This window comes from Papillibacter cinnamivorans DSM 12816, from assembly GCF_900176335.1.
GTDB lineage: Bacteria > Bacillota > Clostridia > Oscillospirales > Oscillospiraceae > Papillibacter > Papillibacter cinnamivorans.
Genome location: NZ_FWXW01000001.1, coordinates 47,660 through 71,651, shown reverse-complemented (window position 1 = coordinate 71,651; position 23,992 = coordinate 47,660). Strand labels below are relative to the sequence as shown.

The window sequence follows — 23,992 nt, the reverse complement described above, 5'->3', positions numbered from 1 at the left end:
CCGCCCTTTCTTGTACATGGATACGAGGGCGCCGACTCAGCGGCGCAGGTTACAGGCCACTCCCGTCATTTCGTCCGCCGTCTGAAGCGCCGAACTGGAGAGGGAAAACAGCCGCTGGGCGCGCATCAGCTGCGTCAGCTCGGTTCCAAGGTCCACATTGGAGCCCTCCAGGGCACCCTGAATCACCGTGCAGCCGTCAGGAGCGGAAGAATTTCCGGAGGCGGCGGAGACGGCGAAGAGACCGGAACCCCGGGGAGAAAGGCCAGCGCTGTTTTCAAAGCGGTACAGGCCCAGCTTCACTGAGGTGTCACCTGTGGAAATCGTCCCGTCGGAAGAAACCGTTATCTGAGAAGTCTCTCCCGAGAGCTTTATCTTTTCCCCCTTCTCGTCCAGAACATAATAGCCCTCGTCGCTCACCAGATAGGAGCCGTCCTGTTCCGAAGACACGGAAAAAGAGCCGTTTCTAGTATACAGCTTTTCTCCCGAGGAATCCATCAGCTGAAAAAATCCGTCCCCTTCCAGGGCGAGATCCAGAGGATTGCCTGTGGTGCGGGTGGCGCCCTGACCGAAGTCAATATTCGTGGCGGAGAGCCTCACACCCGTCCCCTTCTGAAGGTTTGACGACGACTGAGGATCCCCCGGGTTTTTCATGGCGGTATACAGGGTATCCTCAAAGCTCACCGAGGTGGTTTTAAAGGCGACGGTATTGACGTTGGAGATATTGTTGGCTATCGTATCGATCCGTTTCTGCTGGCCGGAAAGGCCCGTGGAAGCGGTGTAAAGAGACTGCATCATACAACTACCTCAGACTTCCCAAATCGTTGACGGCGAGGCCCAGGGTCTCATCCGTCATGGTGAGTATCTTTGCGCTGGCCTCGTAGGCCCGGTAAACGGACATCATATTCACCATTTCGTCGGCGATGTCCACGTTGGAGCTCTCCCGGAATCCCTGCATCACGGTGCAGTCCTGCGAATTTGAAGGCGTCTCTCCGCTGACGGAGTAATAAAGGCTGTCCCCCTGTTTTCGCAGGTCCTCCGTGCGCTGAAAGGAAACCACGCGCAGGGTGTCGATCGTCTTGCCGCCCGACGTTACGGTCCCCGCGGCATCCACCGAGAAATCGGAGGATCCGACCGGGATAGCGCCGTTATTTCCCAGGACGTAATCGCCGTCTGCCGTGACGAGATATCCTTCGGCGTTAACGGTAAAGCTCCCGGAGCGGGTATAGCGCTCGCCGGAGGCTGTCTCCACGGCGAAATACCCGTCTCCGCTGACGGCCAAATCGGTGGACTTGCCGGTGGACTCCAGACTTCCCTGGGAAAGATCCGTCACCACCTGGTCGACGTGGGTGCCGAAGCTGTAAGGCCCGACTTCGCTGACGGCGTTCACCGTACCGGGGTCGTTCAGCCGTTCCAGGAGAACGGTTTCAAAGGAGGAGGATATCAGGGAATCCCGCTTGAAGCCGGTGGTGTCGGCGTTCACGATATTGTTGGTGAGCACGTCCATTTTCAGACGCTGGACCGTCATCCCCGTGGCCGCCGTATAAAGACCTCTCAGCATAGTCTCATCTCCGAATCCCAAAGTGCATACCATGACTCCTGTCAATACTATCGCACTTTCCGAAGCGGAACTTAAATAAAATTTTCAGCGGGAGAAAATACTCAGATCCGGATATCTATTCTGGAAGAAGGCGGAATATCCAACAGCTGCTCCTCATCGCCTTCGTCCGGCCCGCTTTCGGCCTCCCGCTTATTTTCCTCAGACTGCTGCCGTTCAGATCCCCCGCCATCCCGGGAAATAACGGCTTTTTCCGCGCCCTCCGTCTGGGTGACGGAGGTTTCCCGGAGCCGCTCCTCCTCGTTTCGCTGGAGAGTCAGATAGTCCTGCATTCGCTCGCCGCTCTTCTGGTTGGCCGCGACCTTTGCCACGTCTGAGGTCCGCTGGGCGGCAATCTGCATATCGATTCCTCTGACGGACATTTCCGTCTCCTCCTTTCCGAATGGTGCGATGCGGACGGACGCATCCGTCCCTGAAGATGGTTTGCTATTGAGAGCTTATTATTCCAATTCGCAGGCGGAGAAGGAGACTTCCTTCCCGCTGAAGCGAAAGGTGGCAAACCGGATGGGAGAGGTCACTTTGTACTCGCCCAGGGAAATGGCAATTCTGACCCCGGGGTATACCGTGTCCATCACATGAACCTTCCCTTTTACCGCGCTTCGGATCTCCTCTTCCGTTTTTTCCATTTCCGCCGTATATTCCGATATTTTCTGTTTATCCTGGAGCATACCGACGAAAACCGTCCGCTTCAGAGCTTCTTTTTCGGGAGGCAGACTCTCCATTTTGCCGAGATAGGAGAGTATCTTCTCGAATTTATCCTGCTCTTCCCGGAGACGCTTCACCTCGTTGGTGAGAAAACTCAGCCGTTCCCTCTTTTCCAGGGCGATACCGACCTCTATGCCTGTTTTCAGGCCCGCGGAGGAACCGATGCTTTTCGCCTGGATACTGTTTTGCGCCCGGGCGGCCCCGCCGATGATGCAGCCGTATTTGCCCCTGACGGTGATGCTGCCGCCGCTGGACAGGCGGCAGTGCAGGATCGCGTCGGCCACGATATTTCCGCCGGCTCTCACCGTGGTCCTCTCTATGTACTTTGCGGTGAGATCGCCTCCGGCCTCCACGGAGCCCTTGTCGTTGCCCTGCATCCCGCTTTTGAGAAGGATGCTGCCTCCGGCGACGAGCTTCGCTCCTTCCACGACCCCGTTTACTTCTATATTGCGGGTAGCTTTTATGGTGAGTTCCGAAATGACGTTTCCGCCGATCACCACATCCCCGTCGAAATCGATATTCCCCACCGTAAGGTCCGCGTCTCCCTTGACGAAAAACCGGTCGGAAACCGTGACGGTATGATTGACAAAGTCCACGCGGCCGGAAATCTTCGCCGTCATAACCAGGCGTTCCTCGTCCAGCTCCACGTTCTTTCCTGCAGGCATTCTGGCTTCTTTTCCGGGCTTCTGCTTCAGCAGGCGGCCACGGACCGTGTATCCGGGAGATCCTTCCGCAGCGCGCTCACGGGTCACCAGCACCTGCTCCGCCTTTACCTGCTCAAATAGGTCCATCGTCCGGTAGTCCACGCGGCCGTCTTTTAAAATCACCGGCGCGCCGGTAAAATCCGTGCTGAAATGAAAGACAAGCTTTCCATCCGTTCCGTCCACCGGAAAAATGCCCCTGGCAGCGGGAATCTCCATCCCGTATTCCCTGTTTTCCACACAGCGTCTCAGGGCCTGCTCGTCCACGCCGTAAACGATCCCTTTATCCGCAAGAAGCTGCGCGACACCGGGAAGAGACGGCGGCTCGCCCCCGTCTTCCGGCGGAATAAGCGTAAGGTATGCCGACATTTCGTCCTCTGCAACGATGACGGAGGCATCCCAGCCGAGACGAAACTCCTCCTGCGAGGGCGCTACGAGAATACGGGAGGAAGGATTTTCAAGGACCCCGCGCACCGCTTCGCTTTGGACGTTTTTCAGCCGTTTGCGCCCCAAATAGTCCAAAATCGCTTTTTCAAGGTCCGGTGATGCCTCCGGGGCGCCCGGAGAAACCTCCAGAAATACTCCGTCTTCCTCGTAGGACAGACGGTATCCGGGTAAACCGTTTCTGGGGCCGGTTTCCCCGCTCTCAGAACTTATTGGCGCATCCGGACCGCGATGCAGTTGTCCTTCACCGGGGTCGGAGGCGCGTGATTTTACATCCGCGCCGGGGATTGGCTCCGGGATACCGGGGGCAGTGGGATTACATCGGCCGTCGCCGGCAATGTTCGAGTGGTTTTCCATCGTTATTCCCGCCGTTCAAATCATTTTTTTCAGCTTATAGCCGATCCGCGAGAGGACTTTGGAATGGATCTGAGACACTCTCGACTCGGTCACCTTCAGAATCCCGGCGATCTCCTTCAGGGTCATTTCCTCGTAATAGTAAAGCGCAATCACCAGTTTTTCCTTTTCGGGAAGCGCGTCGATGAGTTCCGCCAGAATCCGGTTCATCTCCTTGTTCTGGAGTATCACCGCGGGATTGCTTTCATCAGAATCTGACATCTTGTCCGAAAAGTAGGTGTCGGTCACCATGTCCTCAAAGTACATGAGGTTGAAAATGTGGGTTTTTTCCATCACCTTCTGGTACTCGGCACCCGGCATGTGCAGGTACTCCGCGACCTCTTTTTCCGTAGGCTGGCGCCCCAGCTTATATTCCAGCGCCTCCGAGGCGTGGTTGATCCGGTTGATTTTCGTGCGGAGGCTGGAGGGGGCCCAGTCCTGTTTCCGCATGTAATCCAGGATCTCCCCGCGGATGCGCGTGGTGGCGTAGGTCTCAAACTTCACTCCATAGTTTATATCGTATTTATCCACCGCGTCGATTAATCCAATCATCCCGCAGCTTATCAGGTCCTCGCTGTCATTGTACATTTTGTATTTTGGCATAATCCTGCGCACGATTTTCTTCACCAGGGGAATATAGGCGGTTAGGATCCGGTTTTTCAGTTCCGGATCTTTGCTGCCGGAATACTGCAGCCAGAGTTCACTGAGATCGTCGAAGGTTTTGACATCCATGTCCATACTTCACCCGTCCAAAACAAAATAATCTGCCGCCCGAAGCGCGCCATGCTCCTGCCGACAAACAGGCGGAAAGACCTCTACAATCTGTCTTCCCTCTGGCACCGGGCAACGAATTTGCTTAAAAGCCTTTTGTCCTTTGTGGTAATGTCCGAAAATACAACGCCGATTTTGTACTTCGGATCTTCGGCATCGGGGAGCTCACAGTGGACCACCTCCGCCCGGATATCGGAAATCTCTTCGCTGAAGCCAAAGCGGTTGAGCAGGATCCTGCATCGGAGCTCGTCCCCGACAAGATAGCGCTTGGCGGAATAAAACAGCATTCCGAACTCGCTTACGTTCCGCGTATGCGTCCAGCAGAGCACCGGTTTGGCGTTTCCAGCGGACGGATCTGGCGGGTTGGCGATGCATACGTCCAGCATGACATTTTCCCGATATGCCCTTCTTCTCTGAATCCTTCTGAGCTCCGAGACGATTTTCACCCGGTAGAGAAGAATCTGATCGGTTGTCTCACGGCTGAGGATAAGACAGTCGAATTCATAAAGCCCCCTGGGATTGGTGCTTCGGAAGGCGTAGGTGGAACCGAGATCCAGGCGGGCCATCCTCAGACGGGACCAGGGAACGGAGACAAGAAACTCATCCTCGCCCTCCTTGCGTTCCACCATGGTCACATACCATTTCCCGTCAAATAAAACCTGGACCTTATCTCCGATTTTCAAAAAGGAGTGGATACTCACGTCCTCTTTCCTCTCATAAAAAATGAAATACCGCCATTTTATACTCAGAGAGCGCTTTTCAGGATCCTTCCCGCGATCTCTGCGGGCCTTCCGGGGAAGATCCGGTCCGTTCCGTCCCGGCCGGACGCCAGATAATACAGAGGTTTTCCCGTCAGGCAGCACAGGTTCAGGATCATCCCCAGGCGGCTCACCTCATCGATCTTAGTGACAAGAAGCCCATAGTCGCTTAGAAAACGGCAGCCTTCGGCGACATCTTTAAAAGATTCGAAGGAAGAGGAGGCGCTGACAACCAGCAGGACCTCGTTTACTTCTCCCAGGCGCATGAGCGTCCGGATACCGGCCTGATATTCCGGGCCGACGGGGAGCATACCGGTGGTGTCGATGAGCAGAAGGTCCTTTTCCGGCTCCGCTTTTTTAACTTCGGCGATCTCCTCCGGAGCGGAAATGGCTTTATAGGAGATCCCAAGAAGGTCCAGATAAGGCTTCAGGGGGTCCACGGCTAGGCTCTTCATGAGCTCGGCGTATTTTTCCCCGTCCATGGGGCAGCCTGCGGCCAGCTCCCGAAGCGCCGCAATCCTGGAGGTGTCCGAGTTGACGACGCCGATGTCCATATTACGAATCCTGGAATACCTGGACACCAGCTTCATGACGGAGGTGGTTTTCCCGGCGCCGGTGGGTCCCAGGAGAAGGACTGTCTTTTTTGTATTTCCCCAGGACGTCTCCCGGGGGACGGGGATGCGAGCCTCGATGAGACGAAGAAAGACGTCGCAGACGGAAGCCTCCTGCTGCTCTTTGAGTATTTTTACAGCATCCGCGCGGATGGGACGAATAAACTCGTCGGCAACGCCGGATTCTTTCATACACCTCACCATGCTTCGGACCTCCGGCCAGAAATTGCGCTCTTCCCTTCCGGGGGAGGCAACCTTATCGGGAGAAGGGGAAGCGTCCGCGCGGGGAGAGGCTTTTTCCGGCGAACGGGACAGCTTTTCCTCCTTCCGCTGCAAAATGGCGGCTTCCCCATTGGAGCGGAAACCGGAACTTTTCCGGACGGCGGGAATGCCGGAGGGATCGTACCCCACGAGAATCTCGTAATACGGCTTGGAAAACAGGTTTCTGATGCCCTTTTTCTTTACCTTCCGCGTGTCCAGGAGCACGGCGTCCTGCCCGAACTCGCCGGAGATCCGCTTGATGGCAAGGCACATGTTTTCCGCTTCAATTTTCTTTACGAGCTTAATGTTCATCTGTCTGCCTGCACGCGGTAAAAAAAGGATCAGGCCTGCACCGCGACGACTCCTTCCGCATGAATTTCAGCCGACTGTTCCACTTCGCCGTAAGAGAGCACCGTGAGATCGGAGGCAACCTGCTCCACAAGGCGCCTGAACTTGCGGCGGACCAGGGGGGAGGTGAGCACGACTGGGGTTTTGCCCTGATTGTTGATTTTTTCAATCTGATTTTTGAGGCTGCGGAGCATGGACTGAAGCTGCGCCGGGTCCATGGCCACGAAGGGCCCCGCCTCGTTTTGCTTGGAGCGCTCCAGGATCAGCTGTTCCAGCCTGGGGTCAAGGGTGATCACCGAGGCTCTTCCGTCGGTTATGAACCGCTTTGTGATGAGGCGCTTGAGATTCTGGCGCACGTATTCGGTGAGAAGGTCGGTGTCCTTGGTGAGGTTTCCGTAGTCTGCCAGGGTTTCCACTATGGTGGCCATGTCCCGGATGGGAATCCCTTCGCGAAGAAGATTCATGAGTACCTTCTGGATATCGCCCAGAGAAAACATCTTCGGATATACCTCGTCCACAAGGGCGGGCTGCTGCGTTTTGAGAGCGTCAAGGAGAGTCTGCACCTGCTGGCGGTTCAACAGCTCGTGACCGTAACGCTTGATCAGCTCCGTGAGATGGGTGGCGATGACAGATGGGGGGTCTATGGTGGTGTAGCCCAAAAGCTCCGCCTTTTCCCGCTGATTCTTGGTGATCCAGAGGGCGGGCATGTTGAAGGCGGGATCCGTGGTCTCGATCCCGGAAATGGTCTCCTTTGCTCCGGCGATGTTGATAGCCAGAAAATGGTCGATCATGACCTCTCCCCGGGCAATCTCGTTTCCCTTGATCTTAAGGACATATTCGTTGGTACCCAGCTGAACGTTGTCCCGGAGGCGGATGGAGGGGACGATGATCCCCATTTCCAGGGCGCACTGGCGGCGGATCATGACGACCCGTTCCAGGAGATCTCCGCCGAGATTCGCGTCCACCATGGGAATGATCCCGTATCCGAATTCCATCTCGATGGGCTCCACCTGAAGAAGGTTCGTCATATTCTCCGGCTTTCGCTTTTCCTTGGCAAGCTCCTTCGCCTTGTCCTCGGTGCTCTTCTCCTCCTTCTTTTTGGTTTTGCTGATGGAGCGGTAGCCGAAGAAGGCAAGGCTCACCGCCACAAGAGCGGCGGGGATCTTGGGAAAGCCCGGGATCAGGCTGATGATGGCGATAATGGCGGCGGATATGATCATGACGTAGGGTTTGTCGAAGAGCTGCTTGGAAACGCTGACGCCAAAGCTGTCCTGGGAGGTGGAGCGGGTCACCATGATGCCCGTGGAGGTGGAGACCAGCAGCGCGGGAATCTGACCTACCAGGCCGTCTCCCACGGTGGCCACGGCGTAGATGCTCAAAGCGTCGGTAATCTGCATTCCGCCCATGGTGACGCCGATCACAAGACCGCCGATGAGATTGATGAGCATGATGATGATGCCGATGATGGCGTCGCCCTTGATGAATTTACTGGCGCCGTCCATGGCTCCGTAGAAATCCGCTTCCCGCTGGATATCCTCCCTGCGTTTCCGGGCGGCGGCCTCGTCAATGGCGCCGGTATTCAAATCCGCGTCGATGGCCATCTGCTTTCCGGGCATGGCGTCCAGGGTAAAGCGGGCGGCCACCTCGGAAACCCGTTCGGAACCTTTTGTGATCACGATAAACTGAATGGCAACAATGACGATAAATACGATGAAGCCCACCACGAGGTTTCCCCTGGTGACGAAGTTTCCGAAGGTGGCGATCACGCTCCCGGCCTCGCCGCCGTTGCCCAGGATCAGCTTGGTGGAGGCGACGTTCAGGGCCAGGCGGAAGAGGGTCACGATAAGAAGGATCGTTGGCAGGATGGAAAACTCCAGAGGGTCTTTGATGTAAAGGGTGGTGATGAGGATGAAGATGGAGACGGTTATATTGATGACCAGAAAGACGTCCAGGGCGGAAGTTGACAGAGGAATGATGAGCAGCATCACCACGGCGAGGACTATCCCGGCAATAAAAACATCGGCCGCTTTCACGCTCTTCCCCCCCTTGCCTTGTTCTTCATCTGGTAGACATAGACCAGAATCTCCGCCACCGCGCGGTACAGGTCTTTGGGGATCTCCTCCCCGATTTCGCAGTTTTTATAAAGCGCCTGGGCGACGGGACGGTTTTCCACCACTTCGATGCCGTATTCGGCGGCCTTTTCCCGGATCCGCAGCGCCACGAGATCCTGCCCTTTGGCAAGGACCAGGGGCGCTTTGTCCTCTTTCTCTTTATAACGGACGGCGACGGCAAAGTGCGTGGGGTTGGTAATAACGACGTCGGCTTCCTTCATGCGCTGCATCATGCGCCTTCTGCTGATCTGTCTCTGACGGGCGCGGATCTGCCCCTTGATCTTGGGGTCTCCCTCCAGCTGCTTGAATTCCTCTTTGACCTCCTGCTTTGTCATCATGAGGTCCTTTTCGTTGCGCCACCACTGATAAAGATAATCCGCGGCGGCGACGACGGCGAGAACCGCACCCATTTTAAGCGCAAGGGTCAGGGCGGTCTGCATGAGCTTCGGAAAGGACTGGGACACCTCCATGCTCATGAGAGAGGGAAACTCGGGCATGAGGCTTTGAAACGCTCCGTATACGACGACGCAGAGAAAAGCGATTTTTGCGGCGGCTTTGAGCATCTCCACCACGGAGCGAAGGGAAAAGATCCGCTTGAAACCCTCGATGGGATTCAAACGGTTGAGCTGGGGCATCAAGGTTTTTCCCGTCACGAGAAAACCCGTCTGAAGAATTTGAACCAACGCGCCCACAAGCATCGCAAGGACAAAAATCGGCCAGACGATGCGCAGACCGTCCAGCGCGGCGCTCAGAAACACGTTTCTCACGGCGGCGGCGTCCAGGTTTTTCGACGCTGAAACCAGATAGTTTTCGGAGAGATATTTGACCATCAGGGAAGAAGCGTTTTGCATGAAATGCTTCCAGCCGACGAGGATTACGGCAAAGAGGGTGATCACGGAAGCGGCAATGCTAAGCTCGTTGCTGCGGACAACCTTGCCCTCTTCCCTGGCTTTTTCCTTCTTTTTCTTTGTGGCTTTTTCAGTCTTTTCACCGCTGCCCTGCCCGCTCATTGCAGCACTCCAAACGTGTCAAACAGCCGTTCCACCGACTGGAACATGTCCGTAAAAACCGTATTGCTGAATGCGACCATGGCGGGAACGGTGAGGATCAGCACCAGCAGGCAGACGAGAATCTTCACCGGAATGCCGATAACAAACATGTTCATCTGAGGAACGGAGCGGATCATGACCCCCATGGCAAGCTCCAGGATGAGGCCGGAGGCGATGATGGGCATAGCCATCATAACCGCAAGCAGAAAGGACAGCGAGAAGGCCTCCACAGCGGCAGAGGCGAGGTTCGCGGAAATCTGCACGTGTCCGACGGGTACTTTCGCAAAGGTGGAATACAGGATGGAGATCCATTTCAAATGCCCGTTCACGGAAAAAAACACGATCAGGTACACGACGTTCAGGAGATTTCCGGTCATGGGGACCTGAGAGTTGTTCTGAATATCGTAAACGCTCACGATGCCAAAGCCCACCTGGGTGTCAATCAAATGTCCTGCGATATACACCAGGTCAAAAAACATGGTGACGACAAAGCTCAGAACAAATCCGAAGGCCAGTTCCCTGACGCACAGGAGGATATAACCAAGCGTCGTTTCGTATACAAGGCCCTGCTCCGGAAACGGAAAGGCCAGAAGAAACAGATAGGTCAAAAAGATGCAGAAGGAGGTCTTGATGAGCGAGGGAACCAGCTTTCTCCCGAAAATCGGAGAAGGCAGGAGAATAGAGCTCACCCGGAGGAAAAGAAGGAGCGTATAATCCCAATGCCCGAGGGCCTGAGTCAGAATCTGCGACATCACGGGCCTCCTTCTTCTGCCGTTGAATTTTCGCGGACGGTAAGCTCCGTCAGCTGAGATAGAGAAGGATTGACTCGTAGAGGCGGACGGTGAAGTCCGTCATGGAGCCGAGGATCCAGCCGCCGAAAATAAGGATGGCAAGAAGGATGCCTATGATTTTGGGGACGAAGGAAAGGGTCTGCTCGTTTATCTGGGTGGTGGCCTGGAAAACGGATACGATAAGACCGATGACGAGGGCCACCAGAAGCATGGGAGCCGCCGCCTTGAGGGTCGTTCCGATCGCGTCCTGCAGAATGGATATCACTTCGGCCTGACTAATCATATTAACCTCCCCGCGAACTGCGCCGCCCGCTGCTGATTATTATCAATTTGCTCTATCCGAAACTTTGAATCAGGGTCCCGAGGGTAAGGGTCCAGCCGTCCACCAGCACAAACAGAAGGACCTTGAAGGGCAAGGATATCATGGCGGGAGGCAGCATCATCATACCCATGGCCATAAGGGTGCTGGCCACCACCATGTCGATGACGATAAATGGGATATAGAGAAAAAAGCCGATCTGAAAGGCCCGCTTCAATTCGCTGGTCATAAAGGCCGGAATGACGTCGTGATCGGGGATCTGAGAAACGTCTTCCACATTTTCCAGCTTGTCCAGCTTGGCAAAAAAGTCCAGATCCGACTTATAGGTCTGCTTGAGCATGAACTCCCGGACCGGCACCATGGCCTGTTTTCCGAATTCCTCCAGGGTGATCTGGCCCTGGGAATAGGGCACGTAAGCCGTCTGATTGATCTGTGAAATCACAGGGCTCATGACGAAAAAATCCAGAATCAGAGCCAGGCTGATGATCACCTGGGTGGGAGGAACGTTCTGCATCCCGATGGCGCTTTTGATGAATCCCAGGACGATCACGATCCTCGTAAAGGCGGTGAGGCAGACGAGCAGAGTGGGAATCAGGGCCAGAACCGTCAGAAGAATCACAATATCGAGAGTCTGGGTATTGTCTCCGAAAACAGATTTCACAACGTCATCGGGCGCTCCCAGAGCCGGAGGAACCGCCATGGAGCAGACGAGAAAAACCAGAGCGAACATGGCGGCGTATCGGTATATTTTTACGGATTTTCCGCTGTGCTTCAATCTCTATCCCCGCTTTCCGGTCAAGTCCCGAATTGTAATTGCCGCCGACCTACTCCCCTAATCGGGATTTTTCCCGTCGGCGGAACGCCGGGCCTTTTCCCAGAAATCAGAAAAAGACGCGCCGGAATCCCCGTTTTTCTGTTTTTTCACAAACCTAGACATGAGGTATTCCTTCATGAAGGCGCCGGCGCCGGAGACGGAATCCGAAAGAGCGCCGGTTTTTTCCTTCAAAGGTTCCAGCTCCTCAAGATCTTTCTGATCGATGAGCTCCATCCCTTGATTGGTGACGCAGATGAGATAGGCCCGCCCTCCCATGGCGCATAGGACCAGCATCTTGTCCTTCGACAGGGAAAAACGGTCCAGTACCTTCAGATACCGTGTTTCGCGGAATCCTCCGTTTACGCGTCCGGCCAGATATCTGGTGGCGTAATAAGAGGCGAATATCACCAGAAGCACAACAGACAGAGCGCCCAACGTCTGCAAAAACATCTCTTCTCCCCCAGTCAGACCAGCAAAAACAGAGTCCTGCGAAAAATCAGACCTGCATGTTCAGAATTTCCTTATAAGCGTCCATCACTTTGTTGCGAATCTCGATGGTGAGGCTCAAAGCCAGCTCCGCCTTCTCGGAATCAACCATGGCGGAGGCGATATCGTCCTCACTGCCGGTGAGAAGTGAAAGAGCGGAGCTTTTATCCTGCAGATCCGTGCTCTTGGCCAAATCGTAAGCGTCGCTTAAAAATTCGGAGAAATTGCTGTCGCCGGCGCTTTTTCCGGAGAGGTTTCCGGAAGAATTCATGAACCTGGTGGCAGAATTGAGCGCCTGAATATCCATGTCGTACAACATTTCTCTTTTCCTCCTTCCTCATCGCGCATATGTTCGGAAGCCGCAATCCGAAAAACGTGAACTTCCCTATTCCCCTATTTCCAGGGCTTTGACCGCCATGTCCTTCGATGCGTTGAAAGCGGTAACGTTTGCCTCGTAGGAGCGGTAAGCCGACATCATGTCCACCATTTCCGTGGACAGATCCACGTTGGGCATTTTCACGTACCCGTTTTCATCCGCGTCCACGTTGTTCGGATCGTATTTCAGCGTAAAATCGGACTGGTCTTCCCCCACACGTGATACATATACTCCGCCGGCGGATGTTCCAGCCTCCCCGTTTTCCAGATAGGAGGAAAAGGGTTTGTTTTTTTCGCTGAGAACGATATACTTCCTGCGATACGGCTCTCCCGAGTCCGTCCTGGTGGTATCAATATTCGCGATATTTTCCGAGATCACATCCATGCGCAGACGCTGGGCGGTGAGCCCGGAAGCGCTGATATCCAGCGAACTTAAAAAACCCATGACACTGCCTCCTTCATTTTTTACTGCGCCGAAGCGTACGGTTATTTTTATCAGCGAAAAAAGGGATAAAAAAAATCCATTTAGTTACCTAAATGAATTCATCGCATAGTGAAAAAAACCGGCAAAAGGAGATAATCCCCCCTTGCTCCGTTTAGAACACGATTATTTGAATAACATTTTGGCAACCGGCTGTCATAGCCTTGCGGCTTTAGACCCTTGATTTTGCGTCCCTGCTTTTCAACAGGTTTGCCTTTATCAATTGTTACAACCATCATAATACTGGTTTATTTTTCCGGCGTCAAGATGTTTTATGATAAATTTCTACATTTTAAACAAAAAACTTACAAAATTCGGCGAATCATTTTTCAATTGCCTCCGGTAATCGCCAGGTTCAGCCTGCGAAATTCCGAGTTCAGCTTGCTCACGAGAGTATAGTAATGCAGGCTGTTCTGGGCAAGATCCACCATCTGTGCCTCAATGTCCACGTTGTTATCGTCCGTGCGGTAAGCGGTGGTTTCGGAGGTGGTGATCACAGGTTCCGCAGAGGAAAGACCGGCGGAGCCCCCGCTCAGATGCCCGTCACGGGTGGTTTTCAACTCCAGGCCGCCGGTGGAAATGGCGGAGGCCAGGACGTCCTCAAACTCCACTTCGGAAACCTTGAAACCCGGCGTGTCCGCGTTGGAGATGTTGTTGGAGATCACTTCGTTTCGCAGCCAGTCCGCGCCGATTCCCTTTTCCAGCAGATCCGCGGTCTGAAATAAATTTCCCCACATGGACAAAGCTCCCTTCCTTCACGGTTTCCTTCAATCTAGCACGTTTTATTCCCACAGTCCAGAAGAAAATCGGATTTTTCCGAAAAGCCGTTCCATCCGATGGTTTCATACCACCGCGTTTTACGAAAGAATATCCAGTAAAAGGCCCCGGATATCGTCTATTTTGGCAAGGATTTCGATCTCATCGCGGTTTTCCCGCAGAATCTCCCGGCCAAGTTCCTCCAGCTTTTCGTCAATCTTTCGTACGGTCGCGTATACAAAGTGCCTTCCCCTTTTATCAAAGGCGTTTTCCTTCTGAAAGGCGTACGCGTTTCCCACCACTTCACAGAGGATCTCGGAAATCAGGGTACGGTAACGGGAAAGCTCCCCAATGTCCGCTTTCCGGGCGAGAATATTTCCCTGCTGTTCCAGCCGGTTTTTCAGGTCTTCCAGATGCTCCTCCAGCTGCCGACGGCCCTCTTCCCTGTACTGGTGATCAAACGACGGTTCCCGGAAGGAGGCTTCCCGTTTCCGGACGACGGTCGGCCCCGCTTCCATGCCGCGGTCCGTTCTTTCCGCGTATTTTACCTTCAAGCTTCCATCTCCCCCGCTCCCGCGTCAGACGGATTTATCAAATTCCACCATCGGGAAACCGAAGCCGCTTTTCAGATAATACATTCCCTTTGCGCTGCGGCGAAGACGCTTCGTTTCTGAAAGGCAAAACTTCATGTTTTCTTCCACCTGATGCACCGTTCTTGCATTGAGCAGCTCCGCCTGCTTCACGAGCCCCTCGATTTCTTTGACGAGAGAGGCTTCCCTGAGAGTCGGAGGCATTTCCGGCTCCATGTGAACACCGTCTGAATCCTTCAGGCGTTTCACCGCTTTTTCGCATCGTTGCAGATCTTCCAGAAAGCGCGGCATATCGTATGAATCCACAGCATCCTCCAATTCCCGCATAACGGAAAGCAGGCCGGCAAGGCCGTCTTTTTTCCGTCGCAGCCGCTCGAAGCGGACCGCCTCATTCTCCACGCCGATCATTGCAGACTTTTCGACGCCATACCGTTCCTCTGACGCCGGGCAACCTCCTGCCAGGTATCCCGCATGGAATAGAGCATCCCGATCACGGGCTCGAGCCGGTCCATGTCCTTGCGGGCGTTTGCGATACGAAGTTCCTTCAGAATAAACTCGTAAATTTTCAGCAGCTGGGGGGAAATGGAGAGGCTCATGTCCAGGCAGCCGATGAGCTCGCTGATTATCCTCTGCGCCTTCTGCAGATGACTGTTTACAGCGCCGATGTCCTTTTTATCCTCGTAAGCGATTGTGGCGAGACGGACGTTTTTTATGGCGGATTCAAACAGCATCGTCACGAGCTCGGCGGGACTTGCCGTCATAACCTCCTGCCTCAAATATTCTTTGCGGGGGTCGGAACCGAAGTACTGCATAACACTCCCATTGCCGCGCTCCCGTCTCTTGGAGGAGGGTGGAGCCAAGCGGCTGCCGCGAATCCAGGCGGGCGGCTCGCCGAATCATTCAGTGACTTTGTCAGGAGGACAAGAGAGAAGACAGCATGCTCGAAATGGAATTGAGACGGCTGAGGGACTGCTCCATAACGGAAAATTTCTCATAGTATCTGTCCGCCAGGTCGTCCAGGTCGTCCTCCATGTCGCTGATTTTGGTCTCAAGACCGCTGATTTTGTCCGAGGTAGCGTCCTCGTCGTCTCCTGCGACATTCAGGTAATTGTTTACCGCGTCGGATATTTTATAAATAAAGCCCCTGGAGTCTTTATCGGAGGCCGTGAACATGGACACCGCCTGATCGGGGTTTTTCTCCAGGGCGGCGGTGAGGGCATCCTCGTCCAGAACGATTTTGCCGGCGTCGTCGGAATAATAGCTTGCGGTCGTAATCCCGAGGGACGCCATGGTCTTTCCGCTCCCGGCCAGGGAGGAGAAAAAGGAATTCTTCAGATTCCTGAGAAAACCCTCCAGATCCTTATTGTTCCGCAGCAGTCCGGATTTCGCCTTATCGTTCCAGGATGCAATCTCATTTTCACTCATTTCGTCCTCCTGCTCGGAAGTCAGGGGCTTGTAATCGGCGGAATAGTCCTTCTCATCCAGGAGAGAGTTCAATTTGTCCGTCAGGGTATTGTAAGCGTCGACAAAGGTCTTGACGGCTTCCACCGTGGCCGTGAAGTCCCGGCTGACGGTGAAATCCGTCTGCTCGTCCGTGGCTTTTTTCAGGGTATAGGTAAGGCCGTCGATGGTAAAGCAATTGCTGTCCCGCGTCACCTCGACGCCCTCGATGGTGCAGACGCAGTCCGATCCGACCTCTCCGTAACTCGTGCCGAAAACGGTGCCCGTGTCAATGCCGAACACGCCGCCGGGCCCGAATGCGTTTCCGGAATTATTTTCGATCGTGATGGAAGCATCGGCGCCGGAGTCGGAGGAAACGATGGAAAATGTGTCCGCCGTGCCGTCGTAGCTCATTTTGACGCCGGCTCCGCCGGAATTCACGGCAAAGGTCATGTCCAGAATGGACGTGTCGGAGCCGAAGGTGAAGGATTTTCCGTTGATGGTAAAAGACAGCTCCCCGGAGGTGTCCAGCAGGGTGTTGGAAACCGCGGCGTCCAGCTCTCCAAGGGTGGAGTACCGTGTGATGCCCTCCCCGTTTTCCAGAATGCCGCCGGAGCTGGCAACCGAGGCGGCGTACGCATCCCCGGTGGTCCCTTCGGCGATCCCGAAGGCTCCGTTTTCTCCGAATGCGTTGCCGGAAAGGTTTTTAATTGTGACGGAGCTGGAAGCTCCGCCGTCATCCGCCGCAATCGTGAAAGCATCGGTGAGGCGGCTGTATTTCATGGTGACGCAGGCGGTCTCGTCCGCGTTTACCGTGTTGATCATTGCCTGAAGCGTGGTGTCGGAAGAAAAGGTGAAGGCGGCGCCGTTGATTTCAAAGGATATGTTTCCTCCTGCGTCGAACTCCAGACCTGCCGCAAATTTAAGTCCGCTCAGCGCGGTGGTGTTGTATTCGGAAATACTTTTTCCGTCCGAGGATATTCTGCCGGAGCTGGAAACGGAAGCGTTTTTCGCAAGCTGCGTCACGCTGTTTACCGTATAGCTTCCGGTCGTCGCGCCGGTTCCCGCCGAGACGGAAACGGCGGAATCATCGCCGCAGTCGACCTGAAAGCTCTTATAGGCGGTGGAAGAAAGCATGCTGCCGCTTCCCGAGGAGGTAAGATAAGTGCTTTTAAACTCCTTCACCAGATCCGAAACGCTTCCCAGGGCATCGTTGTACCACTCCAGAGAAGTCTTTTCCTGATCCTTGGCGTCCACCTTGGTCTGCTGGACCTCCATCAAATCCTTCACAATGGCGTCGGTGTCCAAATTGGAATAGATACCGGTGATGCGGGAGGTGCTGCTGTAGACCGAGCTGATATCCGACATGACAATTTCGCCTCCTTCCCGCCAAGGGTTCACCTGTCTATACTATCGAAAGAATTCTCCTTTTCTAAAGAAGAATTTATCATTCGTGAACGAAATAACGCACCTGGGAGAGCCGGCCGGCCCCGTAAACGGAGGAAATATAGGCATAGGAGAGATTGCTGCTCCCGGCCTGGGAGACGGTGACTCCCAGTTCGGGAGCATAGCTTTGGTCCCGGGAGGGGCAGACCACCTGGACATGGCCCGAGCCGCCGCTTTCATTCTTCCAGGCGGTAACCGCGGGGCAGCCGCGGTTTGCGTACTCCTGGGCCGTTTTTGCGTCCACCTCCGTCCATCCGTACCGGCTTCCGTATTGGGTAAGCCAGGAGCTGATCCCGTTGGCGGAGAGCTCCGAGGCGCCTTTCACGTCGGGATACTCCCGGGGCGCTCCGGTTTCCGGGTCCACATAGTGGGGGATTTCGGCGCCCATGGCGCCCGTCACATCCCAGACGTAAATATTGCAGTAGGTATCGCTTCCGTTCTTATGGGGCCGGTAGCGCTCGGCGGTCTCCACCTGAAACTGGGAGAGAACGGCGTTTAAAAGCTCCGGGCTGCGGCAGCTCTCATCTCCCGTCACCGAGGGAACCGCCGCCATCCACGAACTAGCCGGCAATACCGCCGAGCCGGAAGAAACCGGGGATTTCGCAGAAGCACCCGCGGAGGAGACGGAAAGGCCGGAAAGCGAGGATAATCCGGAAGCGGAGGAATAACCGGAGCCGAAGGAGGCTCCCGTCATGCCGGATAAAAGCATAAGAGCCAGCTCGCTGCGGTCCAGCGTGCCGTTTTCCATGGCGGTGAGAAACGCGGTAAAATCGCTTTCCGAAATACCCGAACCCTGGAGAGAGGGGAAAACGCCGGAATCCGCGTTGTCCGACGACAGCGCGGAGGAAAGCTGAGAGGCCGCCTTCTCCTGAATGAGAGCCGAAAGGAGCAGCGCAAAGTTTTTATCCTCCGTCAAAGAGTTTTCATTTTCCGAACGGGAAGAACTCTGCGCCTCCAGGCCGGAGCTTTCAGACGACGCTCCGATTCCTCCCTGATTGATTCCGTCCATCATTGAGTCTCCTTTTCTTTCTCGAAATCCCTGTCGATTTCAGCGACAAATTCCATCACGCAGGAGGCGATTTCATACAGCTCCAAAGGAAGATCCGGTTTATTTTCCCGCTCGCCTGGCGAAAAGGGCGAAGCAGACGGGGAGGTCTCTTTTTCGTTCATTTTTTCCACTTCCCTCTTCCGTCATGCACGGATACTTATTTTTCCGTGCCATCCATTCCCGGTATCCGCCAGCTCCCGTATGGCGTTTACCGGGGTGACGGGCTTCGCATCCGAGAGAAAGACCGCCCCGGAATATTTGAATCCCAGGGGAGAAACCAGCCGGTACAATCGCTCCGTGCGTTCTTTCATAGCCTGCGCCGCCGCGGTATCGCGGAGAGTGAAGCGGAAGGAAATGCCGCTTTCCCGCACGCGGACGAGAACCTCCACGCGGCCCAGCCGCTGCGTGTCCAGCACTAAAAGCAGAGAGGTTTCCTTCGGGTTTTCCTTTTTCAGGCCCTTGCGTTTCCGAAAAACGTACAGCTCGGCGGTGGCGCGGTACGCATTTATCATAATGGGTATCTGCAGATAAGTAAACAGCCGTACGGAACGAAAAAGCGACTGCGCTTCCAGCAATCCGGCGGCTTCCCGGAAAAATTCCCCGTTTCCCGGAACTTTTATCTCTTCCTGGGAGATCATCCGCAGAAGACGCCCCGAAAGTTCCTCGCCCGCTCTTTTCAAAGCCTCCGGAACCTCCGCGCGGGCAAAAAACAGCTCTTCCCCGGCCCGGACGGGAGACCTTCCGCCGTCTCCCCGAAGACCGCCCTCCGGCGGGGACAGAAACAGATGCGCTTCCCCGTCAGACCGCCCAGAGCCGGCTCTACTATCTTCTCCGGAGAGTATCTTTGCGGCGGAAGCCGGAATTACAGAAGCCTTTTCCGGACCCGCCGGGGCGGGACTGCCGCCGTCGGACCGTTCAAAATCCATAAGCGCCTGTTTTAAAGCAGTTAAAAGGTCCCCGGGTGCATCCGTCCCGCCGTCTTTATCGGAAACAGGTCCCGGAAACCGGGAAAAACCTTCTTTCCCTTCCAGGGGCACCGGCGTTTCCGCGGAGGAAGACCGCGGCACCGCGGGTTCTACAGAAAGCTCCGGTTGCTCCGAGGATGCTTTTTCGGCTAAAGCAAAACCGCCGGGAGCATCCTCAACAGACTGGCGCATCAGGCCGATCAGGCGGAGCAGCGAAGCGCCAACCTTATAATCCGAACGGCTCAAAGCATCCAGAATCCGGGCGGATTCCGGACTCAGCGGAATTTCGTTTGCGGCGGAGAAGGCGGCGGGGGGCAAAGAAAGAAACGGATATCGAGAGCGGACGGTTTCCGCCTGTTCCAGGAGAGCCGCGACGGGGCTCAGCGAATCCTCCGACAGAGCGTTTAGAAGCATATTCATATCTTCCTCCGGCGCAGTTACGGGCAGAGAAACACCGAGCGCGGCAAATGCTATTGGAATTTCCTTCTCCGGCGAGGATACCTCCAGCAGGATGCTTTCCCCGTCGTTATGAAGCACCGTAAGTAAAACAGTGTCCCCTTCGCGAAGGACAACGCCGTCGTCCAGCCTTGCCCTTACGAGTGCGCCGTTTTGCAGAAGAACATTGGCGTTTGTCCGGGAGGCGAATAGGACGGTGGCCTCCAAGGTGCCTCCCCGGGGAAGAATCGCGCCGGTTTCCCCGGATTCTTTTGCAAGAGAAGCGATATGCAGCCCGTCCGGGCGGGGAACGGCACGGAAAACGCCGTAATCCATCTCCATGGCAGCCTCCGCGCACCTATCGGCCGGGGCGGCCAAACACCGGTGCGTCACAGTAATTTCAGATTCCAGTTAATATATCGGAAAAAATCACGAAATACTTAATGTCCGCTGAAGCAAACAAAACCGGGAGGAACCGAGAAAAGAAGACGCTTCGGTTCACGCCGCTTCCGTTTCTTCCGGGCGGCAACTTTGAAATGAAAGCTCCGTCCGTAAATTAGAATTCAGACGGGAACGTATTGTTTTTTTAATAGAAATACACGGGAGGTGCGGTTTTGCAGAACATATTCGAATCCCTCACTCCTGCGCAGATCGACGCGATGAGGGAAATCGGAAATATCGGAGCGGGAAACGCCGCCACGGCCCTGTCCGGCATACTGGGCAAGACCGTGGAAATGACCGTCCCGGAAATCAGGGTCATCCCTCTGTCCGGCGTCCAGGATATCCTGGGTTCTCCGGAAAATCCGGTGGTTGGCGGCATGGTGGATCTGACGGGGGACATGACGGGTCAGGTCATGCTGATCCTTGGGATCCGGGAGGCCTACACGGTGGCGTCTTTGCTGTGCGGCAGAAGCGAACAAAACGACAGCGTCGGCATTTCCGATCTCACGGAACTGGACATTTCCGCTCTGGAGGAGGTCACCAACATCCTCTGCGGCTCCTACCTTTCGGCCATCTCCTCGCTTTCCGGACTCAACACCACACCGTCGGTTCCCTATATGTGCATCGATATGGCGGGGGCGATGCTGAGCATCATCGCCGTGGAATGCGGAAAAACGAACGACTGCGCACTGTTTTTTGAAACCTGCTTTTCGGAGGCGGAGGACGCCATGGCCTGCCATTTCTTCCTGCTCCCGGACCGTGAGTCCTACAAGAGGCTCATGGCGTCACTGGGGGTTTCCTGAAGGATGGGGTCAATTATTGTAGGTATCGCTGAAATGAAGGTGGCTAAGTGCCCCGACACCATCACGACGATAGGTCTGGGTTCCTGCGTGGGCGTGACGCTCTACGATCCCAGGCTGCAGATGGGAGGGCTTCTCCACGTCCTGCTTCCCTCCAGCGGGGGCGAGCCGGTATCCGTTGCGGCCAAGTACGCGGACAGCGGCATCCCGGAACTTGTGAACAGGCTGCTGCGCATGGGCTGCAGCAGGAACTCCCTGGTCGCGAAAATCGCGGGAGGCGCCAATATGTTCCATTCCACGGGCAAGTCCGATATTTTCAGAATCGGGGAGCGCAACGCGGAAACCTGCGCAAGAGTTCTGGCGGAGCAGAAGATCCGCCTTGCTTTCCGGGATACGGGAGGAAATTACGGCAGGACCATCGAGCTGGACACGGGGACCGGGCGGCTTCTCATCAAGACCATCGGCCACGGAATCCGGTACGCCTGACGGCGAATAAAGCAAAACGGGAAAAAGCCATTTTCATGAATTTGAGGAGGACAGGTACATGTTGAAGGTTATGGTTGTGGACGACGCCGCTTTCATGAGAATTTCCATCAAGAACATGCTTACCAAAAACGGATTCGAAGTGGTGGGCGAGGCGGAGAACGGAGCCGTCGCGATTGAAAAATACACCCAGCTGAAACCCGACGTGGTCACCATGGATATCACCATGCCGGAAATGGGAGGGCTGGAAGCTCTGAAAATCATCATGGGCATGGATTCCGCGGCGAAGATCATCATGGTTTCCGCCATGGGGCAGGAGGCAATGGTGCGGGACGCCGTATTGTCTGGCGCCAAGGGATTCATTGTGAAACCCTTTAAGGAAGAAGGGCTTCTTTCGGCGCTGAAAAAATTTCAGGCGTAGTTTCGGCCACTTACGAACGCGGCCATTTTGAATTGCGGGGTGAAAAGACATGAGCGCGGACGATTCCATGCTGGATATCTATATTTATGAAAACGAACAGCTTCTGGAAAAGCTGGAAAACCTCATGCTGATCGGAGAGAGGGAGAAATCCCTTTCGGCGCCACAGATCGACGAGGTCTTCCGGATCATGCACACCATCAAGGGTTCCTCCTCCATGATGTCCTTCGACAACCTGTTTCATCTCACTCACTCGGCGGAAGATCTCTTTTCCCAGATCCGCGACGGCGGAGGCCGGTGCGACGACTGGAGCGAGGTTTTCGACATCGTATTGAGCACCATCGATTTTATCAAGACCGAGCTGGTGAAAATCCAGTCCGGCCAGGCCTGCGACGGAGATCCGGCCGCTCTCATCGGCAGGATGGAGAGCCTGGTTCACGCTCCGCAGCAGGAGACGCAAACGGAGAAAACCTCGGGGGAGCAGCCGGAAGCCGGCAGCGTTCCGCCGGCGGCGGAAGCCGTCCCGGCCCACTGCCCGATTTATAAAATCAAGGTAAAATTCGAGCCGGACTGCAAAATGGAGCATATCCGGGCTCTGGGGATCGCAGCATCCCTGGGGCCGCTGTGCCCCGGAATTTCCCATGTCCCGGAAAATCTCGACGGCGAGGAAGCCTGCGCGGAGATCGTGGAAAAGGGATTTTTGCTCTATGTGCAGACCTTTGAGAACCCCGACAAACTGAAACGGCTTCTGGAGACCACCCTATTCGTTCAAAACTTCAGCGTGATACCTCTGGAAGCAGACAACGAAGAGCTGCCGGAATCCATGCGGGAAGCAAAAGAGACAAAGTCCGCCGGAGAGAACAAAGCGGCAGCGGCGGCCTCTCCCGCCGAAAGCGGAGCAAAGCAGAATTTTATCAGCGTCAACGTCAATAAGCTGGACAGCCTCATGGACCTGGTGGGCGAACTGGTGACCACCGAGGCGATGGTGACCAGAAACCCGGACCTCGCGGGCCTGCACCTCAGCAATTTCGAGGCCGCCGTGCGGCAGCTGCGTTCTTTGACCTCGGAGCTTCAGAGCATCGTCATGTCGGTGCGCATGCTGCCCGTATCCACCGTCTTTCATAAGATGCAGCGGATCGCGCGGGACACCAGCAAAAAGATCGGCAAGGACGTGAACCTCGTACTGGTGGGCGAGGAAACCGAGGTGGACAAAAACATCATCGACAGTCTTTCCGATCCGCTGATGCACCTCATCCGCAACTCCATCGACCACGGAATCGAAGACGCCGGAGAGCGCGCGGCGGCGGGAAAACCGGGACAGGGGCAGGTTACCCTGGAGGCGAAAAACATCGGAGAGGATGTCATTATCCTCGTTTCGGACGACGGGCAGGGGCTGGACAGGGATAAAATCCTGAAAAAAGCAAAAGAAAAGGGACTGCTGTTTCGCCCGGAGGGCGAGCTTACCGACAAGGAGATCTTCAACTTCATCTTTCTCCCCGGATTTTCCACAAAAGACTCGGTATCGGGGATCTCCGGCCGGGGCGTCGGGATGGACGTGGTGCGAAAGAGCATCGAAAAGCTGGGCGGCTCCGTCTCCGTGGACAGCGAGATTGGAAAAGGCACCACCATCTCCATCCGGATCCCCCTGACGCTGGCGATCATCGACGGAATGCACCTGTCCGTGGGGGAAACGGACTACATCGTGCCGCTGATCTCCATCCGGGAATTTTTCGTGCCGGATATGAAAAACGTCTTTCTGGACACGGAGGGCAACGAGATGATCCTGGTCCGGGGGGAATGCTACTCCATCCTGCGTCTGTACGAATTTTTCCATATCCAGTCCGACGTCCGGGAACTTACGGACGGGATCCTGGTGATGATCGAGTCGGAACGCAAGACCTTCTGCATTTTGGTGGACCACATCATCGGGGAACAGCAGGTGGTGGTGAAGCCTCTGCCGGAATACGTCCAGAAGACCGCAAAAAACTTAAACGGGATCTCCGGATGCACCATCCTTGGGGACGGCAGGATCAGCCTGATCCTGAATGTCAACAACCTCACGGCTGTAAATTAAAACTCACTTCCATAAGTATCTTGATATAACAGATGAAGCAGTATGGGTGCCCCCCGCCTCCGG

General features: G+C 55.3%; 27 protein-coding genes and 1 riboswitch. Of the genes, 4 read left to right on the top strand and 23 right to left on the bottom strand.

Annotated features, from left to right (window positions below; all coding sequences use genetic code 11):
• Positions 1–36: 36 nt before the first annotated feature.
• The 23 genes from B9A13_RS00345 to B9A13_RS00240 all read right to left on the bottom strand — a co-directional run bounded on the left by B9A13_RS00345 (position 37) and on the right by B9A13_RS00240 (position 20,055).
• Complete coding sequence (locus B9A13_RS00345) at positions 37–795, bottom strand: flagellar hook-basal body protein (protein ID WP_084233056.1); 759 nt, start codon at positions 793–795, stop codon at positions 37–39.
• 4 nt (positions 796–799) lie between these two features.
• Positions 800–1,558 (bottom strand): flagellar basal-body rod protein FlgF, encoded by a 759-nt coding sequence (flgF, locus tag B9A13_RS00340; protein WP_159447971.1) that lies wholly within the window; start codon positions 1,556–1,558, stop codon positions 800–802.
• A gap of 101 nt (positions 1,559–1,659) precedes the next feature.
• Positions 1,660–1,977, bottom strand: coding sequence for a hypothetical protein (locus tag B9A13_RS00335; RefSeq protein WP_084233054.1), 318 nt, complete (start codon positions 1,975–1,977; stop codon positions 1,660–1,662).
• 78 nt (positions 1,978–2,055) lie between these two features.
• Positions 2,056–3,543 carry a DUF342 domain-containing protein gene (locus B9A13_RS00330; RefSeq protein WP_159447970.1) on the bottom strand — a complete coding sequence of 496 codons (1,488 nt, stop codon included), beginning with the start codon at positions 3,541–3,543 and terminating at the stop codon, positions 2,056–2,058.
• Positions 3,544–3,837: 294 nt separating this feature from the next.
• Positions 3,838–4,596, bottom strand: a complete 759-nt coding sequence (locus B9A13_RS00325) for a sigma-70 family RNA polymerase sigma factor (RefSeq protein WP_084233052.1) — start codon at positions 4,594–4,596, stop codon at positions 3,838–3,840.
• 77 nt (positions 4,597–4,673) lie between these two features.
• The gene (locus B9A13_RS00320; protein WP_159447969.1) at positions 4,674–5,330 is read right to left on the bottom strand and encodes a flagellar brake protein; all 657 of its coding nucleotides are present in this window, start codon (positions 5,328–5,330) and stop codon (positions 4,674–4,676) included.
• A gap of 44 nt (positions 5,331–5,374) precedes the next feature.
• A complete protein-coding gene (locus B9A13_RS00315; protein ID WP_084233050.1) occupies positions 5,375–6,571 on the bottom strand; it encodes a flagellar biosynthesis protein FlhF in 1,197 nt (398 codons plus the stop codon).
• 29 nt (positions 6,572–6,600) lie between these two features.
• Positions 6,601–8,640, bottom strand: a complete 2,040-nt coding sequence (flhA, locus tag B9A13_RS00310; RefSeq protein WP_084233049.1) for a flagellar biosynthesis protein FlhA — start codon at positions 8,638–8,640, stop codon at positions 6,601–6,603.
• The gene (gene flhB / locus B9A13_RS00305; protein WP_084233048.1) at positions 8,637–9,728 is read right to left on the bottom strand and encodes a flagellar biosynthesis protein FlhB; all 1,092 of its coding nucleotides are present in this window, start codon (positions 9,726–9,728) and stop codon (positions 8,637–8,639) included. Before flhB ends, flhA begins: the two co-directional genes overlap by 4 nt.
• The gene (gene fliR / locus B9A13_RS00300; protein WP_084233047.1) at positions 9,725–10,519 is read right to left on the bottom strand and encodes a flagellar biosynthetic protein FliR; all 795 of its coding nucleotides are present in this window, start codon (positions 10,517–10,519) and stop codon (positions 9,725–9,727) included. The genes flhB and fliR overlap by 4 nt, the downstream gene beginning before the upstream one ends.
• Before the next feature lie 49 nt (positions 10,520–10,568).
• Complete coding sequence (gene fliQ, locus B9A13_RS00295) at positions 10,569–10,841, bottom strand: flagellar biosynthesis protein FliQ (protein ID WP_143806818.1); 273 nt, start codon at positions 10,839–10,841, stop codon at positions 10,569–10,571.
• Positions 10,842–10,893: 52 nt separating this feature from the next.
• The gene (gene fliP, locus B9A13_RS00290) at positions 10,894–11,652 is read right to left on the bottom strand and encodes a flagellar type III secretion system pore protein FliP (RefSeq protein WP_242942737.1); all 759 of its coding nucleotides are present in this window, start codon (positions 11,650–11,652) and stop codon (positions 10,894–10,896) included.
• A gap of 57 nt (positions 11,653–11,709) precedes the next feature.
• Positions 11,710–12,141: a FliO/MopB family protein gene (locus B9A13_RS00285; protein WP_084233046.1), complete on the bottom strand. Its 432-nt coding sequence runs from the start codon at positions 12,139–12,141 to the stop codon at positions 11,710–11,712.
• A 46-nt stretch (positions 12,142–12,187) separates the two neighbouring features.
• Positions 12,188–12,496 (bottom strand): flagellar hook-basal body complex protein FliE, encoded by a 309-nt coding sequence (fliE, locus tag B9A13_RS00280; protein ID WP_084233045.1) that lies wholly within the window; start codon positions 12,494–12,496, stop codon positions 12,188–12,190.
• Between the two features lie 66 nt (positions 12,497–12,562).
• Positions 12,563–12,997 (bottom strand): flagellar basal body rod protein FlgC, encoded by a 435-nt coding sequence (gene flgC, locus B9A13_RS00275; RefSeq protein WP_084233044.1) that lies wholly within the window; start codon positions 12,995–12,997, stop codon positions 12,563–12,565.
• A gap of 177 nt (positions 12,998–13,174) precedes the next feature.
• Positions 13,175–13,258: riboswitch (cyclic di-GMP riboswitch) on the bottom strand.
• Between the two features lie 104 nt (positions 13,259–13,362).
• Positions 13,363–13,770, bottom strand: a complete 408-nt coding sequence (gene flgB / locus B9A13_RS00270) for a flagellar basal body rod protein FlgB (RefSeq protein ID WP_143806817.1) — start codon at positions 13,768–13,770, stop codon at positions 13,363–13,365.
• Positions 13,771–13,890: 120 nt separating this feature from the next.
• A complete protein-coding gene (locus B9A13_RS00265; RefSeq protein ID WP_084233042.1) occupies positions 13,891–14,343 on the bottom strand; it encodes a YaaR family protein in 453 nt (150 codons plus the stop codon).
• 24 nt (positions 14,344–14,367) lie between these two features.
• Entirely contained in the window at positions 14,368–14,787 is a 420-nt protein-coding gene (locus B9A13_RS00260) for a hypothetical protein (protein WP_084233041.1), read from the bottom strand.
• Positions 14,784–15,191: a flagellar export chaperone FliS gene (gene fliS, locus B9A13_RS00255; protein ID WP_084233040.1), complete on the bottom strand. Its 408-nt coding sequence runs from the start codon at positions 15,189–15,191 to the stop codon at positions 14,784–14,786. Before fliS ends, B9A13_RS00260 begins: the two co-directional genes overlap by 4 nt.
• A gap of 100 nt (positions 15,192–15,291) precedes the next feature.
• Positions 15,292–17,187 (bottom strand): flagellar filament capping protein FliD, encoded by a 1,896-nt coding sequence (gene fliD / locus B9A13_RS00250; protein ID WP_084233039.1) that lies wholly within the window; start codon positions 17,185–17,187, stop codon positions 15,292–15,294.
• Between the two features lie 79 nt (positions 17,188–17,266).
• Entirely contained in the window at positions 17,267–18,277 is a 1,011-nt protein-coding gene (locus B9A13_RS00245) for a hypothetical protein (protein WP_200809656.1), read from the bottom strand.
• Positions 18,274–18,435 (bottom strand): hypothetical protein, encoded by a 162-nt coding sequence (locus B9A13_RS14025; RefSeq protein ID WP_159447967.1) that lies wholly within the window; start codon positions 18,433–18,435, stop codon positions 18,274–18,276. Before B9A13_RS14025 ends, B9A13_RS00245 begins: the two co-directional genes overlap by 4 nt.
• Before the next feature lie 21 nt (positions 18,436–18,456).
• Positions 18,457–20,055: a flagellar hook-length control protein FliK gene (locus B9A13_RS00240; protein WP_084233037.1), complete on the bottom strand. Its 1,599-nt coding sequence runs from the start codon at positions 20,053–20,055 to the stop codon at positions 18,457–18,459.
• A gap of 272 nt (positions 20,056–20,327) precedes the next feature.
• Here B9A13_RS00240 and B9A13_RS00235 point away from each other — a divergent pair, with 272 nt between their 5' ends.
• The 4 genes from B9A13_RS00235 to B9A13_RS00220 are packed head-to-tail and all read left to right on the top strand — an operon-like array spanning position 20,328 to position 23,929.
• Entirely contained in the window at positions 20,328–20,957 is a 630-nt protein-coding gene (locus B9A13_RS00235; RefSeq protein ID WP_143806816.1) for a chemotaxis protein CheC, read from the top strand.
• A 3-nt stretch (positions 20,958–20,960) separates the two neighbouring features.
• The gene (locus tag B9A13_RS00230; protein ID WP_084233036.1) at positions 20,961–21,440 is read left to right on the top strand and encodes a chemotaxis protein CheD; all 480 of its coding nucleotides are present in this window, start codon (positions 20,961–20,963) and stop codon (positions 21,438–21,440) included.
• 58 nt (positions 21,441–21,498) lie between these two features.
• A complete protein-coding gene (locus B9A13_RS00225; protein ID WP_084233035.1) occupies positions 21,499–21,858 on the top strand; it encodes a response regulator in 360 nt (119 codons plus the stop codon).
• Positions 21,859–21,907: 49 nt separating this feature from the next.
• Complete coding sequence (locus B9A13_RS00220) at positions 21,908–23,929, top strand: chemotaxis protein CheA (protein WP_084233034.1); 2,022 nt, start codon at positions 21,908–21,910, stop codon at positions 23,927–23,929.
• The last annotated feature ends 63 nt before the right edge of the window (positions 23,930–23,992 follow it).